Source organism: Kitasatospora sp. NPDC088779 (assembly GCF_040685395.1).
GTDB lineage: Bacteria > Actinomycetota > Actinomycetes > Streptomycetales > Streptomycetaceae > Kitasatospora.
On record NZ_JBFBHW010000042.1, the window covers coordinates 24,191 to 41,982 of the forward strand.

At 74.4% G+C, this 17,792-nt stretch carries 15 protein-coding genes; 7 read left to right on the top strand and 8 right to left on the bottom strand.

Annotated features, from left to right (window positions below; translation table 11 throughout):
* The first annotated feature begins 36 nt into the window (after positions 1 to 36).
* Together AB0P03_RS30485 and AB0P03_RS30490 are read left to right on the top strand one after the other, a co-directional pair.
* A complete protein-coding gene (locus AB0P03_RS30485; RefSeq protein ID WP_363585275.1) occupies positions 37 to 1,620 on the top strand; it encodes a metallophosphoesterase family protein in 1,584 nt (527 codons plus the stop codon).
* Between the two features lie 177 nt (positions 1,621 to 1,797).
* Positions 1,798 to 2,562, top strand: coding sequence for a (2Fe-2S)-binding protein (locus tag AB0P03_RS30490; RefSeq protein ID WP_363631899.1), 765 nt, complete (start codon positions 1,798 to 1,800; stop codon positions 2,560 to 2,562).
* Positions 2,563 to 2,658: 96 nt separating this feature from the next.
* On the opposite strand, the gene AB0P03_RS30495 is transcribed toward AB0P03_RS30490, so the two are convergent.
* The gene (locus AB0P03_RS30495; RefSeq protein WP_363631901.1) at positions 2,659 to 3,426 is read right to left on the bottom strand and encodes an FCD domain-containing protein; all 768 of its coding nucleotides are present in this window, start codon (positions 3,424 to 3,426) and stop codon (positions 2,659 to 2,661) included.
* 180 nt (positions 3,427 to 3,606) lie between these two features.
* Between AB0P03_RS30495 and AB0P03_RS30500 the strand changes: the two genes are divergently transcribed.
* Complete coding sequence (locus tag AB0P03_RS30500) at positions 3,607 to 5,139, top strand: amino acid permease (protein WP_363620870.1); 1,533 nt, start codon at positions 3,607 to 3,609, stop codon at positions 5,137 to 5,139.
* A 250-nt stretch (positions 5,140 to 5,389) separates the two neighbouring features.
* Here AB0P03_RS30500 and AB0P03_RS30505 read toward each other — a convergent pair whose 3' ends face one another.
* From AB0P03_RS30505 to AB0P03_RS30525, 5 genes are all read right to left on the bottom strand, one after another.
* Entirely contained in the window at positions 5,390 to 6,442 is a 1,053-nt protein-coding gene (locus AB0P03_RS30505; RefSeq protein WP_363631903.1) for a hypothetical protein, read from the bottom strand.
* Between the two features lie 173 nt (positions 6,443 to 6,615).
* Positions 6,616 to 8,196: an alpha-amylase family glycosyl hydrolase gene (locus tag AB0P03_RS30510; protein ID WP_363631905.1), complete on the bottom strand. Its 1,581-nt coding sequence runs from the start codon at positions 8,194 to 8,196 to the stop codon at positions 6,616 to 6,618.
* A 171-nt stretch (positions 8,197 to 8,367) separates the two neighbouring features.
* Complete coding sequence (locus AB0P03_RS30515; RefSeq protein WP_208869124.1) at positions 8,368 to 9,009, bottom strand: bifunctional 4-hydroxy-2-oxoglutarate aldolase/2-dehydro-3-deoxy-phosphogluconate aldolase; 642 nt, start codon at positions 9,007 to 9,009, stop codon at positions 8,368 to 8,370.
* Positions 9,006 to 10,625, bottom strand: coding sequence for a D-aminoacylase (locus AB0P03_RS30520; RefSeq protein WP_363631907.1), 1,620 nt, complete (start codon positions 10,623 to 10,625; stop codon positions 9,006 to 9,008). The genes AB0P03_RS30515 and AB0P03_RS30520 overlap by 4 nt, the downstream gene beginning before the upstream one ends.
* Entirely contained in the window at positions 10,625 to 11,926 is a 1,302-nt protein-coding gene (locus AB0P03_RS30525; RefSeq protein ID WP_363585283.1) for an alanine racemase, read from the bottom strand. Before AB0P03_RS30525 ends, AB0P03_RS30520 begins: the two co-directional genes overlap by 1 nt.
* A 126-nt stretch (positions 11,927 to 12,052) precedes the next feature.
* On the opposite strand from AB0P03_RS30525, the gene AB0P03_RS30530 reads away from it, so the two are divergent.
* Genes AB0P03_RS30530 through AB0P03_RS30540 form a run of 3 tightly spaced genes read left to right on the top strand, consistent with a single transcriptional unit; the run spans position 12,053 to position 14,395 of the window.
* Positions 12,053 to 13,156: a sugar kinase gene (locus tag AB0P03_RS30530; RefSeq protein ID WP_363631908.1), complete on the top strand. Its 1,104-nt coding sequence runs from the start codon at positions 12,053 to 12,055 to the stop codon at positions 13,154 to 13,156.
* A 37-nt stretch (positions 13,157 to 13,193) separates the two neighbouring features.
* Positions 13,194 to 13,943: an IclR family transcriptional regulator gene (locus tag AB0P03_RS30535; protein WP_363631910.1), complete on the top strand. Its 750-nt coding sequence runs from the start codon at positions 13,194 to 13,196 to the stop codon at positions 13,941 to 13,943.
* 26 nt (positions 13,944 to 13,969) lie between these two features.
* On the top strand, positions 13,970 to 14,395 hold the full coding sequence (locus AB0P03_RS30540) for a RidA family protein (RefSeq protein ID WP_363585285.1): 426 nt from the start codon (positions 13,970 to 13,972) through the stop codon (positions 14,393 to 14,395).
* A gap of 77 nt (positions 14,396 to 14,472) precedes the next feature.
* On the opposite strand, the gene AB0P03_RS30545 is transcribed toward AB0P03_RS30540, so the two are convergent.
* Positions 14,473 to 15,687, bottom strand: a complete 1,215-nt coding sequence (locus AB0P03_RS30545; protein ID WP_363585286.1) for an MFS transporter — start codon at positions 15,685 to 15,687, stop codon at positions 14,473 to 14,475.
* Positions 15,688 to 15,866: 179 nt separating this feature from the next.
* Here AB0P03_RS30545 and AB0P03_RS30550 point away from each other — a divergent pair, with 179 nt between their 5' ends.
* Positions 15,867 to 16,586, top strand: a complete 720-nt coding sequence (locus AB0P03_RS30550) for a DUF2470 domain-containing protein (RefSeq protein WP_363631911.1) — start codon at positions 15,867 to 15,869, stop codon at positions 16,584 to 16,586.
* 249 nt (positions 16,587 to 16,835) lie between these two features.
* Here the strand turns inward: AB0P03_RS30550 and AB0P03_RS30555 are convergent, their stop codons facing one another.
* On the bottom strand, positions 16,836 to 17,792 hold the full coding sequence (locus AB0P03_RS30555; RefSeq protein WP_363631913.1) for a LysM peptidoglycan-binding domain-containing M23 family metallopeptidase: 957 nt from the start codon (positions 17,790 to 17,792) through the stop codon (positions 16,836 to 16,838).

Consider the following 17,792-nt stretch of genomic DNA (forward strand, 5'->3'; position numbering starts at 1 on the left):
GGCGCGGTTCACCAACGCGCGGTGAGGCTGGCGGCCATGAACGCTTCCAGTGGACATCTCCCCGTCAGCCGGCGCGGGATCCTGGCCGGTGCCACCGGTCTCGGTCTCGGCGGCGCCGTCTCCCTCTCCGGCATCGCGGCCACGCCCGCCGCCGCCTCTCCACTGCTGCTGGAGCGGCCGGACCGCTCCGGCGCCCCGCGCGTCGCCGGGCTGCACCTCCAGTTCGGCTCGGACGCCTCGCGCGAGGTCGTGGTCTCCTGGCACACCACCGCCTCGGTCGGCAACCCCCGTGTCCGGTACGGCACTTCGCACGGCGGCTTGGGCCGCAGCGTGCAGGCCGACACCAACACCTACCGGGACGCCAAGTCCGGCACCGAGGTCCAGATCCACCACGCCCGGCTGAGCGGCCTGCACCCCGACACGGACTACGTGTACGCCGCCGTCCACGACGGTGCCACCCCGGAGCTCGGCACCGTCCGCACCGCCCCGCGCGGCCGGGCCGCCTTCACCTTCACCAGCTTCGGCGACCAGGGCACCCCCACCCTCGGCAAGAAGACCGCGAACGGCTACGCCAACGACAACCTGGGCAGCCCCGCCGCCGGCGACACCACCGCCGGAGTCGAGCGGATCGCCCCGCTGTTCCACCTCGTCAACGGGGACCTCTGCTACGCCAACCTCGCCACCGACCGGGTCCGCACCTGGTCCGACTGGTTCGAGAACAACACCCGCTCCGCCCGCCACCGCCCCTGGATGCCCGCCGCCGGCAACCACGAGAACGAGCGCGGCAACGGCCCGACCGGCTACGGCGCCTACCAGGCCTACTTCGACCTCCCCCCGTCCGGCTCCGACGACGAACTGCACGGCCTCTGGTACGCGTTCACCGCCGGCGCGGTCCGCGTCATCAGCCTCAACAACGACGACGTCGCCTACCAGGACGCCGGCGACTCCTACGTCCACGGCTACTCCGGAGGCGCCCAGCAGCGCTGGCTGGAGCGGGAGTTGGCCGCCGCCAACGCGAACCCCGAGATCGACTGGATCGTGGTCTGCATGCACCAGGTCGTCATCTCCACCGCCGACAAGTTCAACGGCGCGGACCTCGGCATCCGCGAGACCTGGGTGCCGCTGTTCGACAAGTACGGCGTCGACCTGGTGGTCTGCGGCCACGAGCACCACTACGAGCGCTCGCACCCGATCCGCGGCCAGCAGCAGACCGACACCCGCACCCCCGTCCCGGTCGCCACCGACACCGCCACCATCGACACCACCCGGGGCACCGTCCACCTGGTGATCGGCGGTGGCGGCACCTCCGCCCCCTCCAACCACCTCTTCTTCGAGCCCGCCAAGGCCCGCGTCATCACCGGCGTCGGAGCCGTCGACCCGGCCACCGGCAAGCGGCCCCCGCAGTACGTGATCGAGGACGCCCCCTGGTCCGCCTTCCGGGACGCCGAAAACCCGTACGGCTTCGCCGCCTTCGAGGTCGACCCGGGCGAGCGCGGCGGCCGGACCACCATCGACGTCACGTACTACTCCGTCAGCGGCCCGTACGGAGACCTCGTCCCCGTCGACCGCTTCACCCTCACCCGCCCGCGCGGCGCCCGCGGCGGCGGCCGGGGACGCTGACCCCGGGCGCGCCCGGGGCGGTGGCGCCGGCCCGGACCGGCGCCACCGCCCCGGCAGCGCGCTCACCCCCCGACAGGCGCGGTACCGTTCCTCCGCGCGCCCGAACGCACCGAGCGCACCGAGCACACCGAGCACACCGAGCACACCGAACGCCTGAACGCCCTGGAGGCCCGCCCGATGCCCGTCGACCGCCCCGCCGACGGCACCGGGAACGCCGGCCGCCCCGACTACGGCCGACTCGCCGCCGTCGGCCCGTACTTCGCGCTCGACACCCCCGCCACGCCCGGCGCGGGGCCGCCCCCGGGCTTCCGGCCGCTGCCCGAGCTGTACGGCGCCGGGCCGGACGCGCCGCTGGCCCGGCGGATCCGGGTGGTGGCGCAGCGGCTCGGCACCGCCGAGCCGCGGGTCGCCGCGTCGATCCTGCACCTCGGACTGGCCGCCCGTTTCTGGTCGGTGGGCCTCGGGGCGGCCGTCCTGCTGGGTACGGTCCCGACACTGGAGCACGCCTGGGTACGGATCCCGGATCAGGGGCCGCTCGACCTCTGGGCACCGCCGGAGCCCCCGCTCCCCGCTCCGTTCCCCACTTCGCTCCCGCTCGCCGACCAGCTGTACGAGGCTGTCCTGGTGGGCCAGTTGGAGCCGCTGGCGGCGGCGGTGCGGTCCGCCGTCCCGCTCTCCGCCCGGCTGCTGTCGGGCAACGCCGCCTCCGCCCTGGCCGGTACGCTGCGGGTCCTGGACGCCCACGCACCGGTCCCCGCAAGGGCGTTGGTGGCGGAGCTGCTCGCGCGCCCGTCACTGGCCGGTACCGGGACGCTGCGGACCGGCCCGCGCGGCGCCGCCTTCCGGCGGACCAGCTGCTGCCTGTACTACCGGGTGGGGCCGGGCGCCGGGGTCTGCGGCGACTGCTGCTTCACCCGGCCGCCCGCGCCAAAACGGGGCTGATACATCCAGGAGTGGAGGTCATGTCCGGACCACCTCCCGGTTCGCCGCCGCCGACGGCACCGCCGCCCGCCCCACCACCGGGCCTCCGGTCACCCGTCACCCGTCCCCCGTCACCCGTTCGTCCGCCAGCTGGAGGTGCCCCCGCACCAGGTGGTGCACGCAGGCGACGGTGTGCACCTCGGCGGCGGCCCGGGCCCCGGCCGCGTCGCCGGCCAGGACGGCGACCAGGATCTCCCGGTGCTGCTCGGCGAACCGTTCCTGGTCGGGGCCGTGCGGTGCGGGCAGCCAGAGCAGCGGCCCGAGTTCGGCCTGGAGCCGGACGGCGAGCCGGGTGAGGCGCACGGACTGGGCGGCGACGGCGAGTTCGATGTGGAAACGGGCGTCGGCGCGGCGCTGTTCGGCGGGCCCGGCGGCGTCGCGCAGGTCGTGCACCAGCCGGGTGAGCCGGGGTGCGAGGTCGACGGGGGCGCGTTCGGCAGCGAGCCGGGCGGCGGTGCCGGAGACGGCCAGTTCCTCGTCGCCGAGGTCACGCAGGTCGACGGTGGCGAGGTCGCGCAGCCGGGCGAGTTGGAGGCGCTCGGGGCCCTCGCCGGGGGTGCGGACGAAGCTGCCGCCGTTGCGGCCACGCCGGGTCTCGATCAGGTCGGCCTCGCGGAGCAGGGCGAGCGCCTCGCGGACGGTGCCGTTGGCGACGCCGAGTTGGTCGGCGAGGTCGTTCTCGCTGGGCAGTTGATCCCCGTCGGCGACCAGGCCGAGGGCGATCGCCTCGGTGATCCGGCGGGCCACGGCATCGGCGCGGCCGAGGTCGGTCAGCGGCGCGAGGACGGCGCTGAGCAGCGGGGTCGCGCTCCCGATCGTCGCCACGCCGACCCTCTCCTCGATCACCGTCGGACTGGGTGCTTCCGGCAGGGTACCTCCCGGTCGGGCACGCACCCTTGCCGCTAGAAACCCGATCTCGTATGTTTTCCCGCGATCCCGGTCCGAGCACCACCCCCCGGTAAGCCCTCACGCGTCACGCCACGTTCCCAGGAGCAGGAGCAGGTCATGACCGATGCCAGCGCACGTGCCACCTCCCCGACCGGCCCCCTCCCCCCTCAGGGCCCCGACCTCGGCGCCGATGCCGACGCCGCACGGCTGGCCGCCCTCGGCTACGCCTCCGAGTTCAAACGCGACATGAGCCTCTGGGCGAACTTCTCCCTCGGCTTCACCTACCTCTCCCCGGTCGTCGGCGTGTACACACTCTTCGCCTCCTCCCTCGCGACCGCCGGCCCGCCGATGGTGTGGAGCTTCCTGATCGCCGGGGTCGGCCAGTTGCTGGTGGCACTGGTGTTCAGCGAGGTGGTCGCCCAGTTCCCGGTGGCGGGCGGGGTGTACCCGTGGTCGCGCCGGCTCTGGGGCCGCACCTGGGGCTGGCTGACCGGCTGGGTGTACCTGCTGGCGCTGATGTCCACCATCGCCGCGGTCTCCTACGGCGCCGGCCCGTACGTGGCCGCGCTGCTGGGCGTCGAACCGAGCACCGCGACGACCGTCTGGTGCGCGCTCGGCCTGCTGCTGCTCGCCACCGTGATCAACCTGGGCGGCACCAAGGTGCTGTCGGCGGCGGCCGTGTTCGGCTTCGCCGCCGAGCTGCTGGGCGCCCTGGCGGTCGGCGCCTGGCTGCTGCTGACCCACCGCTACCACGGGCTCGGTGTGGTCTTCGACCGCTTCGGCGCGGGCGGCGGCGGCTCGTACACCGACGCCTTCCTGGCCGCCGGGCTGATCGCGGTCTTCCTCTTCTTCGGCTTCGAGGCGTGCGGCGACGTCGCCGAGGAGGTGCCGAACCCCGGTCGACAGATCCCCAAGTCGATGCGGCGCACCCTCTACGTCGGCGGCGCGGCGGCGATCGGCGTCAGCCTGGCGCTGGTGATGTCGATCCAGGACATCGGCGCGGTGGTCTCCGGCGACGACAAGGACCCGGTGGCCTCGGTGCTGCACGACGCGTTCGGCGCCACCGGCGCCCGGGTGGTGATCGGCGTGGTGCTGATCTCCTTCCTGTCCTGCGTGCTGAGCCTCCAGGCGGCGGCGAGCCGGCTGGCGTACTCCTTCGCCCGGGACCGGATGATCGCGGGCAGCCGGCTGCTCGCCACCGTCTCGGACCGCCTGCGGGTACCGCCGTACGCGCTGCTGCTCGCTGCGGCAGTGCCGGGCGTGATCATCGTCGGCGCCTCGGCGCTCTCCGAGGGCGCCCTGACGAAGATCATCTCCTTCTCCAGCATCGGCATCTACCTCGCCTTCCAGATGGTGGTGCTGGCCGCCCTGCGCGCCCGGCTGCGTGGCTGGCGCCCGAGCGGGGACTTCCGGCTCGGCCGCTGGGGCCTGGCGGTGAACATCGGCGCGCTGGTGTACGGGCTCGCCGCGATCGTCAACATCTGCTGGGGCCGCACCCCGGACGCCGCCTGGTACGACGACTACCTCGTGCTGCTCTCGGCCGTGGCGGTGCTCGCGGCCGGCGGGCTCTACCTGCTGCTGGCCCGCCCGCACCTGCGCGGCGACGCCCCGTCCGGCGACGCGACGGCCCCCGCCGGGGACGCCCGATGACCCTCACCCCTGGAGGAATCCCCGTCGCCGCCCTCGACCGCCTCCCGGACGACGGGCACCCCGAAGGCGCGCCATGAGCCCGGAGCCATGAGCCCGGAGTCACGGAACCCGGAGTCACAGAGCTTGAGTCACGGAACCGGAGCCGCGAAACCGGCCCGCGTCCGGCTTGTCCAGAGCCGGGCGCGGGCCGCCGGTCCCCACCCGGTGCCGATGCCCTTGGCGGCGGGTGAAGCACTCGCGTGCGGTGCGGTCAGACCGCGACCGCCTCCGCCATCTCCCCCTCGGCCTCCACCGGGCTCTCCACCGCCCGGCGCCCGCGCCCCTCGTAGAGCGCGGCGGCCACCAGCGCGGCCCCGCCCAGCAGCAGCCAGACCGCCAGGGTCACGACGTGCCCGCCGAGGCCCGCGCCGCCGTCGAAGTACAGGATGCTGCGCGCGCCCTCCAGGAAGCCGGCGCCGGTCCAGAAGCCGTGCAGCGCGCCGAAGAAGCCGTTCTGCAGCTCGGGCCGGAAGACGCCGCCGGAGCTGGTGAAGTTCAGCATCACGAACAGCACCATCAGGGCCAGGGTGGTCCACCTCTTCAGGAAGCTGTGCAGGCCGATGCCGATCAGGACGACGCCCGCCGAGTAGAGCCACCCGAGCGCCCACACCGCGGCCAGGTCGTGGTCGACCACATGGAAGACCGGTCCGGCGGTGACGATCCCGATCACGCTCACCACCAGCGACACCGCCACGCCGACCAGCGCCCGGATCCGCATGCTCAGCCCGGCGCCGGCCGCGCCGATCACGGCGACGCTGGCGTAGGAGCCGATGCTCAGCGCGACCAGCAGGAAGAACAGGCCCTGGCCGGTCGGGTCGCCCTCGGCCGGGGTGGTGAGATCGGTGACGTGCAACGGCACGCCCTGCCGGTCGGTGACGTTGCTGAACACCGCCGTGGCGGCCACCGCCGAGGTGTCCGAGTTCCCCTTGGCGACGAGCAGTTCGGGGCTCCTGGCATCCGGGAGGAAGGCCCCCACCAGGTCGCGGTCGCGCAGCTGCTGCTCGGCGGTCGCCCGGTCTGGCAGGGTGCGGACGTCGACCGCCGCCCCGGCCTTGGCCTGGATCGCCTGTGCCAGGCCCTGCGCCTGCGGGGTGGTGCCGACCACGGCGACCTTCAGGTGGTGCGGCTCGGGCTGGTGGAAGGCGCCCTGGTAGGCGAGCGCCATGCCGAGGCACATCAGCAGCGGGGTGATCAGGTGGAGGGCGAGGTGCTTGAGCGAGTGCCCCAGGGCGGGCGCTGCGGCAGGGGTCTGGGATGTGCTCATGGCGTTCGTACCGTCCTCCGGTGGCGTCGAGTCAAGATAGGTGGCAAATACAACCATGAGGGGTGTCGAATGCGCCTACATCAGGTGGTAAATGCAACTATCTTGGATGTAGCTTACAACTATCTGACGCCGTTCGAAAGCCGGCCGCCCCAGCAGGGGACACGGCCGAGCGCTCAGGACAGCTCGAACACGCCGTACGAGAAGCCGTCCGCCCGCAGTTCCCCGTCCGCCACCCGCACGCCCCGCACCTCCAGCGGGCGCACCCCGCCGTGCTCCAGCCGCACCGCCCCCGGCTCCCGGCGCGGATTCACCGCCACCAGGTACCGTCCGGCCCGGGTGTACACCAGCGGGTACCCGGCGTGCCGGACCTCCACCCCGCCGGAGGCGCCCAGCCCCGGATGCGCCCGGCGCAGCGCGATCAGCCGCCGGACGGTGTGCAGCAGCGACGTCGGATCGGCCCGCTGGGAGAGCACGTCCGGGCGCCGCGGGTCCGGGTCGACGGGCAGGTAGAGGCGCTCGGGCGGCGCGCTGGAGAAGCCCGCCGTCGGCCCGGGCTCCCACTGCATCGGGGTCCGCGAGCCGGCCCGGTTGTACCGCGGGCCGAGCACGCTGCCCTCGACGTCGGGCAGTCCGGGCAGGTAGCGCATGCCGATCTCGTCGCCGTAGTAGACGGCCGGCAGGGTGGGCCAGGTGAGCAGGAACGCGAAGGCGGCGGCCAGTTGCCCGTCGGCGCGCGGGCCGGTGGCCAGCCGGGAGAAGTCGTGGTTGGCGGTGGGCAGGGCGATGTGGCCGACACCCCCGGTCGCTTCGGCGGCGGCGCGCCAGGCGTCCAGGAACACCTGCGGGGTGCCGCGCCCCTCGGCCTCGAAGTAGCACGGGCCCTGCTGCCAGAACTCCTCGACCGTGCCGGCGCCGTTGTTCCACAGCGAGCGCAACGCCAGGCCGTGGTCGGCACCGCCGAACTGCAGGAAGAAGTCCGCGTGGAAGCCCGCCGCGACGGCGGCCGCCGGATCGCCCCACTCGGCGAACAGCGCGGCCTGCGGGTGGGCGCGGTCCAGCCAGTCCCGCAGCCCGGTCCACAACTTGGCGGTCTCCACCAGGCCCGGGTCGTCCTTGACCAGCGAGGAGGCCATGTCGACCCGGAAGCCGGCCAGGCCGAGGCCGAGCCAGTGCGCCATGATGTCGCGCAGGGCCGCCCGGTTGGCGCGCGGGCCCTCGGCGTCCACCGGCTGGCGCCAGGGCTCCTCGGAACTCGGGCGCGCGTAGCCGAAGTTGAGCGCGGGCTGGCAGTCGAAGAAGTTCGGCCGGTACCAGCCGGGGCGGCTACCGGGCGAGGCGACGAAGCCGTCCACCCGCTGGTCGGACCAGATGTACCGGTGGTCGGACGGGTCCTCGGCGGCGGCCAGGAACCAGGGGTGGCGGTCGGAGGTGTGGCCGGCGACCAGGTCGAGCAGGATCCGGATGCCCTTGCGGCGGGCGGCCTCGACCAGCGCGACCAGGTCCTCGGTGGCACCGTAGCGCGGGGCCGGGGCGAGGTAGTCGGCGACGTCGTAACCGGCGTCGCGGAACGGGGAGGCGAAGCAGGGGTTGAGCCAGACGGTGTCGACGCCGAGCCAGGCGAGGTGGTCGAGGTGCGCGGCGATGCCGGCGAAGTCGCCGATGCCGTCGCCGTCGGAGTCCGCGAAGCTCTGCGGGTAGATCTGGTACAGGACGGCGTCGGCCAGCCAGTCGGGGCCGGGGCGGGGCGGGGTCATGGGGTGGGTCCTCCTGCCGGATCCGGGGGCCGGGGCCAGGGCTGGGGCCGGGGCTGGGGAGCACGATTCTCGCCCATCCCCGGCCGCGCCGACAGCCCGCCGACAGCCCGCCGAGGCCGTCCCGACAACTCGCCGACCGACCGCCCCGGCACCCCGCCGCCCACCGGCCCCTCAGGCCCGCGCCACCGCGCACGCCGCGGTGAACGCCCGGGCCCGCCGGGTGATCTCCGCCCAGTCCCCCGCCGCGACCGCGTCCGGCGGCACCACGTCCGTGCCCGCGCAGACCGCGAGCGCGCCGTGCGCCAGGAAGTCGGCGGCGTTGCCCGCGTTCACCCCGCCGGAGGCCACCAGCGGGACGTCCGGGTACGGGCCGCGTAGGTCCTTGAAATAGCCGGGGCCGAACGCCCGGGCCGGGAAGATCTTCACGGCGGCGGCCCCGAGGTCCACCGCCCGGGCCACCTCGGTCGGGGTGAGCGCCCCGAGCACCACCGGCACCCCGGCGGCCCGGGCGGCCTGCGCGACCTCGGGCCGGCAGCCGGGGGTGACCAGGAAGGACGCCCCGCTCGCGACCCCGCGCTCGGCCTGCTCAGCGGTCAGCACGGTGCCCACGCCGACCCGCCAGCCCGCGTCCGCGGCACGCCGCAGGTGCGTCGTCACCTCCGGTGTGGTGTAGGTGAATTCGGTCCAGTTGATGCCGCCGTCGGCGAGCGCGGCGCACAGCGCGGCCGCGTCCGGGATGCGGGGCGCGCGGACCACGGCGATCACCGGGTCGTCCCGCAGATCGGCGAGGGGGTTCACGGAGGGGGGATTCACAGGGATCTGGTTCCTCGGTCGGTGCGGCGCAGGGCGCGCCCGGGCCGGGCGCCCGTGGTGCGGCCCTGCCGGACGACGGCGGTGCCGTTGACGTACACGTGCTGGACGCCCTCGGCGGGCAGCCGGGGGTGCTCGAAGGTGGCGGCGTCCCGGACCTTCTCGGGGTCGAGGAGCACCAGGTCGGCGTGGTGGCCGGGGGCGATCATGCCGCGCCGGTGCAGCCCGAGCCGGGCGGCGGGCCGACCGGTCATCCGGGCGATCGCCTCCTCCAGTGTCAGCACGCCCAACTCCCGGCTGTAGTGGCCGAGGTAGCGGGGGAAGGTGCCCCAGGCGCGCGGGTGCGGCCGGGCGCCGACCAGCAGTCCGTCGCTGCCGACGGTGTGCGCCGGGTGGCGCATGATCGCCCGGACGTTCTCCTCGTGCCCGACGTGCTGGAGGATCGTGGTGGCCAGTTCGTCGCGGCGCAGCAGGTCGAGGAAGACCTCCGTGCCGCTGCGGCCCCGCTCGGCGGCGAGTTCGGCGACGGTCCGGCCGACCGCCCGCGCCAGCTCGGCCGTCCGGACGCCGGAGATCTGGATCGTCGCCCAGTCGGTGACGACGCCGTGGCAGCCGTCGCTGCCCTTCTCCTCCACCTCGTACCGGATCCGCTCGCGGGCGGCCGGGTCGGCGAGCCGGGTGAGTGTCGCCACCGGACCGCCCTCGGTGGCCCAACTGGGAAGCAGGGCGGCCAGGGTGGTGGAGCCCGGCAGGTAGGGGTAGCTGTCCAGGGTGAGGTCGACGCCGTCGGCGAGCGCCTGGTCGACCAGTTCCAGCAGTTCGCCGGCCCGGCCCCGGTTGACGCCGAAGTTCATCGTGGCGTGGGTCAGGTGCAGCGCGCAGCCGGTCCGCCGGGCGATCTCCACCATTTCCGCGTAGCCCTCCAACGCGCCCTCACCGTACGAGCGTTGGTGCGGGGCGTGGAAGCCGCCGTAGGCCGCTACCACGGTGCACAGCTCGACCAGCTCGGAGGTGTCCGCGTACATCCCGGGGGTGTAGCTGAGGCCGCTGGACATGCCGACCGCGCCGTCCAGCAGGCCCTGCGCCAACTCCTGGCGCATCCGGTCGAGTTCGGCCGGGGTGGGCGGCCGGTTGGCCCAGCCCATGGCGAGCATCCGCAGCGAGCCGTGCGGGACGAGGTAGCAGGCGTTGACGGCGACGCCGGTGCGGTCGATCCGGTCCAGGTAGCCCGCGACGCCGCGCCAGTCCCAGTCGAAGCCCTCCGGATCGCCGTTCCAGCCGGCCAGTTGGCGACGCAGCGCGGGCAGCGTGGCGTCGTCCACCGGGGCGTAGGACAGGCCGTCCTGGCCGAGGACCTCGCAGGTGACGCCCTGGGTGACCTTGGCCGGGTGCTCGGGTTCGAGCAGCAGGGCGAGGTCGGAGTGGGCGTGCATGTCGATGAAGCCGGGGGCGAGGACCAGCCCGTCGGCGTCCACCACCGTCGGCGCGTCGAGGCCGTGGCCGATCCCGGTGATCAGCCCGTCGGCGATCCGCACGTCCGCCCGGTAGCGGTCCGCGCCGGTGCCGTCGACGACGGTGGCGCCCCGGAAGACGGTGTCGGGCGCTCTGCCGCCCGCCATCAGAAGAACGTCCTGACCAGCCCGGTGACCTTCGGCTCGGCCGCGTCGGCGGAGTCCAGCACCGGGATCGCGGTCCACTTGTCGAAGGCCGTGCACGGGTGGGAGACGCCGAGCCGCAGCACCGCGCCGATCGGGGCGAGGTCGCCCGCGTCGCGCAGGAAGGCGTGCTGGTCGTTGAGTGCGGTGATCCGGGCCGCGGTGCCGGTCAACTCTGCGCCGCCGCGCACGCGTTGCGGCTCGGGCAGGCCCTCGTCGAAGGGCAGGTCGCGCTTGCCGGCGTCCAGCAGGGCCAGTTGCGGCTCGGGCCGGGACACCACCCGGGCCCAGCCGTGCAGCGCGCTGCGGAACGGCGTGGCGCCGGCACCCCGGACCAGCGGCGAGATGCCCCGGTAGAAGCCGTCGTCGTGGGCGATGTACGCGCCCGAGCGCAGGACCACGAGGGCGTCCGGCAGGCCTGCCAGTTCCTCGACGACCAGGTCGAAGTAGGCGCTGCCGCCGGCCGTCACGATCGGCCGGGCGTCGTCCGGGTAGGCGCGGGCGAGCCGGCCGTGCAGGTCGGCGAGCGCCTTGAGGTAGTCGCGGACGGTGGCCAGCCCATCGGCGGTGGCGTCGTGGGCGAGCGCGCCCTCGTAGCCGCCGACGCCCGCGAGGCGCAGGGTCGGGGCGCGCAGCACGGCGGCGGCGATCTCGACGGCCGCGTCCACGCCGCGGGCGCCGGTGCGCCCGCCGGGGCCGCCGAGTTCGACCAGGACCTCGACGGGCCGCTGGGCCCCGGCGGCGCGCAGCGCCTCGTCCATCAGCCGGACGCTCTCGGTGGAGTCCACCCAGGAGACGAAGGCGAACGCCGGGTCGGCGGCCAGTTCGGCGGCGAGCCAGGCCAGTCCGGCCGGGTCGAGCAGGGTGTTGGCGAGCAGGATCCGCTCGACTCCGAAGGCCCGGGCGACGCGCACCTGCGGCAGGTTGGCGAGGGTGATGCCGTGGCTGCCGGCGGCGAGCTGCGCCTGCCACAGGGCGGGCGCCATGGTGGTCTTGCCGTGCGGCACGAGCGCGACCCCGGCCTTGGCGCACCAGTCGGCCATGGTGCGGAGGTTGTGGTCGAGCGCGGCACCGTCCAGGGTGAGCAGCGGGGTGCCGAGCCCGGTGAGGGTGGGTCCGGTGGCCAGCCAGTCGCGGACGGAGTGCCCCCAAGCCTCCGGCGGGGCGGCCTTGAACCGCCAGTCGAGCGTCTCGTCGGCGAGGGCCGCCACCGCGCCGTCGTCGATGCCCGGCCCGGTGCCGATGCTTGCGAAGGTCTGCTCCACCGTCTTCCTCCATCTGCCGTGTTGCAACATGCGCAATGAGGGTTGCACATGTTGGCATGACGGTTCTAGCATCGGCGCCGGATCACGGTCAACGGAACGGCCGCCGCAGACGGAGGAGCCCAGCAGATGCCGCGACAGGACACCCCGGGCCCGGCCCGCCCCGGTCCTTCCCCGACGGCCGTGTGCGTGGGCGAGTCCATGGCGGTGCTGCTGCCGGACCGGCCGGGCCCGCTGGAGGCGGTGGAGAACTTCCGGTTGTCGGTCGGCGGCGCGGAGTCCAACGTGGCCGGCGCGCTGGCCGCGCTCGGCGTCCCGACCGCCTGGATCAGCCGGGTCGGCGACGACGGCTTCGGCCGCCGGCTGCTCGCCGAGGTCGCCGCCCGCGGCGTGGACGTCTCGGCGGTCGCCGTCGACCCGCACCGCCCCACCGGCCTGTACCTCAAGGAGGTCGGCGGCGCCACCGGCCACCACCACGACCTCGGCCCCGGCCGCAGCCGGCTGCACTACCACCGGCGCGGCTCCGCGGCCGCCGCGCTCTCCCCCGCCCTGCTGGCCGACCCGGCGGCCGTCCGGCTGCTGTCCGGCGCCCGCCTGCTGCACCTGTCCGGCATCACCGCCGCGCTCTCCGACGACTGCCTGGCGCTGCTGCGCGCCCTGCTCGCCGACCGCCGCCCGGAGCGGACCGTCAGCTTCGACCTCAACTGGCGCCCCGCGCTCTGGCACGACCGCGACCCGGCCGTCCTGCCGCCGCTGCTGGACGCCGCCGACCTGCTGCTGATCGGCGCCGACGAGGCCGAGGCCGCGTTCGGCACCGGGGAACCGGCCGCGCTGCGCCGCCGCTTCGCCTCCCCGGCCACCGTGGTGGTCAAGGACGCCGCCCGGCTGGTCACCGCCCTGGAGCGGGACGGCACGGCGGTGAGCGAACCGGCCCTGGCCGTCGAGGTGGTCGAGGCCACCGGCGCGGGCGACGCCTTCGCCGCCGGCTACCTGGCCGGCACCATCCGCGGCCTGGACCAGCGCCGCCGGCTGCGGCTCGGCCACCTGAGCGCCGCCTGCGCGCTGACCGCCCACGGCGACCAGGCCGAACTGCCGCCCGCCGCCGTGGTGGCCGCGCTGCTCGACGCCTCGCCCGCCGACTGGGCCGCCACCCGGGTCTCGGTGGAGGGCATCACCGGCCCGGCCGTCCCCGCGGACCGGTCCCGCGACACCCGGCGGGCCCGGGCACAATGAGCACGAACCCGAGCCCGAACGACCCCGGCGGAGCACGATGAGCCAGACCGTCACCCGCGCCCTGCGCCTGCTCGCCGAACTCGGCGAGGGCGAGCGCTCCCTCGACCAGCTGGCCGAGGTGCTCGGCGTCCACAAGACGACCGTGCTCCGACTGCTCCAGAGCCTGGAGGAGGAACGGTTCGTCTACCGTGACGCCGCCTACCGCTACCACCTGGGCGCCGGCCTGTTCGCCCTCTCCGGCCTCGCCCTGGAACAGCGCGGCGTCCGCCGGATCGCCGCCCCGCACCTGGCCGAGCTGAACGCCACCACCGGCCAGACCGTGCATCTGGCCGCGTACGAGGGCGGCGAGGTCGTCTACATCGACAAGTTCGACTCCCGGCACCCGGTCAGGATGTACTCCCGGATCGGCCTGCGCGCCGCCCTGCACAGCGCCGCCGTCTCCAAGGTGCTGCTGGCCGACCTGCCGCTGCCCGAACGCCGCCGGGTGGCCGCCGGGATCGACTTCACCCCGCACACCCCCCGCACCCTCAGCACGCCCGAGGCGCTGCTCGCCGAGCTGGAGAAGGTCGCCGTCCAGGGCTGGGCGCAGGACCACGCCGAGCACGAGGCGTTCATCAACTGCGTGGCCGCACCGATCCGGGACGCCAGCGGCCGGGTCGTCGCCGCCGCGTCCATCTCGGTGCCGGACGTCGTCCTCCCCTACGAGCAGGTGCTGGACCTCCTCCCGCAGCTGCTCGCCACCACCCGCGCCATCTCGGCCGACTGCGGCCACCCGGACCACAACTGATCAACCGTCAGACCGTAAGGAACCCCATGAACGAGCAGCACCCGACCAGCGGCAAGACCGAGGTCCGCACCGACGGCGCCCCCGCCCCCGCCTGGATGTTCTCCCAGGGCGTCCGCAAGGGCCCGATCCTCCAGGTCTCCGGCCAGGGCCCGCAGGACCCGGCGACCGGCGAGTACCTGTACCACGGCGACGTGAAGGCGCAGACCCGGCGCACGCTGGAGAACGTCAAGGCGATCGTCGAGGCCGGCGGGGCCACCATCGAGGACGTGGTGATGTTCCGGGTCTACCTCACCAAGCGGGCGGACTTCCCGCTGATGAACGAGGTGTACGCCGAGTTCATCGACGAGAACATCAAGCCCGGCGGCGTGAAGCCCTGCCGCACCACGATCTTCGTCGAGCTGCCGCAGGAGCCGATGCTGGTCGAGATCGACGCCCAGGCCGTCGTCGCCTGAGACACCGTCGAGCGGCCCGACCACCGCAAGGGCCCGGACGCGCACCAGGCGTCCGGGCCCTCCGCCGTCCCCCTCGCTCACCGCCCCGCGGGCACGCCCTGCTCGGCCGGGGCCCCCGAGCGCGCCACGACCCGCCCCTCGCCCGCCGCGCCGCGCCGGTCGAGCGCCGCCGCGAACACCGTCACACCGAGGGCGACCGCGGTGAGCAGCCCGCCCACCCAGTTCGGCGCGTCGTAGCCGAGGCCGCCGGAGATGACCAGCCCGCCGAGCCAGGCGGCCAGCGCGTTGCCCAGGTTGAACGCGGCGATGTTGGCGGCCGAGGCCAGCGTCGGCGCGCCCGCCGCCTGGTCCATGACCCGCTTCTGCAGCGGCGCGACGGTCGCGAAGCCGAACAGCCCGATCAGCGGGATGAGGACGATCGCGGCCGGCTTGCTGTGCGCGGCGAAGGTGAAGGCGAACAGCAGCACCGCGAGCACCGCGAGGATCACGGTGAGGCTGCGCATCAGCGCGCGGTCGGCGAACCAGCCGCCCAGCAGGTTGCCGACGAACAGGCCGACGCCGAACAGGAAGAGCAGCCAGGTGACGCTGCTCGGGGCGAAGCCGGCCAGTTCGGTCATCATCGGCGTGATGTAGGTGAACATCGCGAAGATGCCGCCCCAGCCGAGCACGGTCATGGCGAGCGCGAGCCAGAGCCGCAGGGTCCGGAAGACGGCCAGTTCGGGGCCGAGCCGGGCGGCGCCCGCCCGCGGCTGGACGGGCACCAGCGCCGCGATCCCGGCGAGGCCGAGCAGGCCGAGCCCGGCGACGACGTAGAACGTGGAGCGCCAGCCGAAGTGCTGGCCGAGCAGGGTGCCCATCGGGACGCCCAGCACGTTGGCGGCGGTGAGGCCGGTGAACATCAGGGCGATGGCGCCGGCCCGCTTGTGCGGGGCGACCAGGTCGGCGGCGACGACCGAGCCGATGCCGAAGAACGCGCCGTGCGCGAAGGCGCTGACGATCCGCCCGATCATCAGCAGCCCGAAGGCGGGGGCGACGGCCGCGATCAGGTTGCCCACCACGAACAGGCCCATCAGCGTCAGCAGCATGCCCTTGCGGGGGGCCCGGGTGCCGAGGATGGTGAGCAGCGGGCCGCCGACCACGACGCCGAGCGCGTAGCCGGAGATCAGCAGACCGGCGGTGGGGATGGAGACCGAGAAGTCGCCGGCGACCTCGGGCAGCAGGCCCATGATCACGAACTCGGTGGTGCCGATACCGAAGGCGCTGATCGCCAGCGCCAGGAGCGCGAGGGGCATGAGGGACCGCTTTCCAGAGAGAACCGTTGCGCATGCAACTACCAGCGTCGACAATACGAGACACCCGCGGGTACTTGCAAGCGCCACCTATCCCCGACGACAGCAATCCCGGCCACGCCACTTGCCACACCCTCGAGCGGAGATTAGGTTAGGCTCACCTAACTAACTGGAGGTCCGTCATGAGCCTGCCCGCCGGCGACGCCGAGGTGCCCGAACCCACCACCGCCGAGCGCGTCCAGAGCCTGCTCAGCGCGACCTCCTCGCTCACCGTCCGCGCCTTCGGCGAACACCACGACCTCGACTCCCCGGTCTCCGTCCACGGCTCCCGGCTGCGCCTGCGCGCCCCACTGGGCGACCCGCTCGCCACCGCCGCCGCCCGCGCCACCGACGGACTCGCCGTCGTCCTGGACGTCACCGACATCTCCCCCGTCGCCGTCCGCGACCGGATCCGCGCCCGCCTCACCCTGGCCGGCCGACTGCACCTGGCCCACCTCGCCGACGACGGCCTCAGCGTCCACCTGCGCGTGGACGTCGCCCACGCCGTCCTCGCCACCCCGTACGGCACCGGCGCGCTCACCGCCGGCGACCTCGCCCTCGCCACGCCCGACCCGCTGGCCCGCTACGAGGCCGCCATGCTCACCCACCTCGCCGACGACCACGCCGACGCCCTCGCCGTCCTCACCCGGCTGCTCGACCCGGACCTGCTCGCCCAGCACCCGGAGGTCCGCCCGCTCGCCCTGGACCGCCACGGCCTGGTCCTGCGCCTGGACCACCCGCACGGCCACCGCGACGTCCGCCTGGTCTTCCCCGAACCGGCCGCCGACACCGAGGACTTCGGGCAGCGGATGCACGAGCTGCTGACCGCCGCCCAGCACGGGCTGCCCGCCCACCGGCTCTGAACCGGCCCGCCGAAGCACACTGACGTATCGTCAACTCTCCCCGGACACACCCACCAAGGCCCGGAAACGACAGCGGCCGACCCGGCTCGCGAGAGAAGTCTCGCGAGCCGGGCCGGCCTGGGCGTGTCCCGCGCCCATGTCCACTGCTGCGGCGATCACCCGGTCGAGCGGTCACCCGACATGACCATCCCGGGCGGTCGATTCGCCCCGTAGCAGCGGTGGTTCCTCATCCGGCACATCCGGTACGGGTCAGAGCGCGACGCCGTGGGCCCGCAGGTAGGCGACCGGGTTGATGTCCGAGCCGTACTCCGAGCCGTTGCGGATCTCGAAGTGCAGGTGCGGGCCGGTCACGTTGCCGGTCGCGCCGGAGAGGCCGATCTGCTGTCCGGCCTTGACGGCCTGACCGATCTTCACACCGATCGAGGAGAGGTGCGCGTACTCGGCGTAGTGGCCGTCGGCGAGCTTGATCTCGACCTCGTTGCCGTAGGCGCCGCCGTTGCCGGCCTTCACCACGACACCGTTGCCGACGGCGCGCAGCGGGGTGCCGGTGGAGGCGACAAAGTCCTGGCCGGTGTGGTGGCCGGAGGCCCACATCGAGCCTGCCACGCCGTACGCGGTGCCCAGCTTCGGGCCGGCCAGCGGGGCGACGAAGGCCGAAGCGGCGGCGACCGGCACGGCGGTGACCACGGCGGACGGCGCGGCGGTCTGCAGCTGGGCCTGGAGCTGGGCGGACGGCTTGGCCGCCTCGGTCCGGACCTCCGGCTGGGCCTGCGGCTTGGCGGTGGTGGCCGGCGCGGCGTCCTGGGCGGACGGCTGGGCGGGCTTCGCCGGGGCAGCGGGCTTGGCCGGGGCGGCCTGGCCGGCGATCACGAGCCGCTGACCGGGGAAGATCAGGTCCGGGTTGCCGCCGACGACCTCACGGTTGTGGTCGTACAGCGCCTGCCAGCCGCCGTCGACGTGCTGGGCGTCGGCGATCCGGGACAGGGTGTCGCCGCTGACGACGCGGTAGCTCTCCTGCGACGAGGCCTGGGCCTGGTCGGCGGGAGCGGCGGCCGGGGCGGCGGTGACCGCGGCGGCCGGCGCGGGGTGGGCCTGGGCGCTCATCGCGGTGACGAGCGGCAGGGCGAAGGAGACACCGGTGACGGCGGTGGCGATCCCGATGCGGGCGGCGCGGGGCAGGGCGATACGACGAGCCTGTGCAGGCAT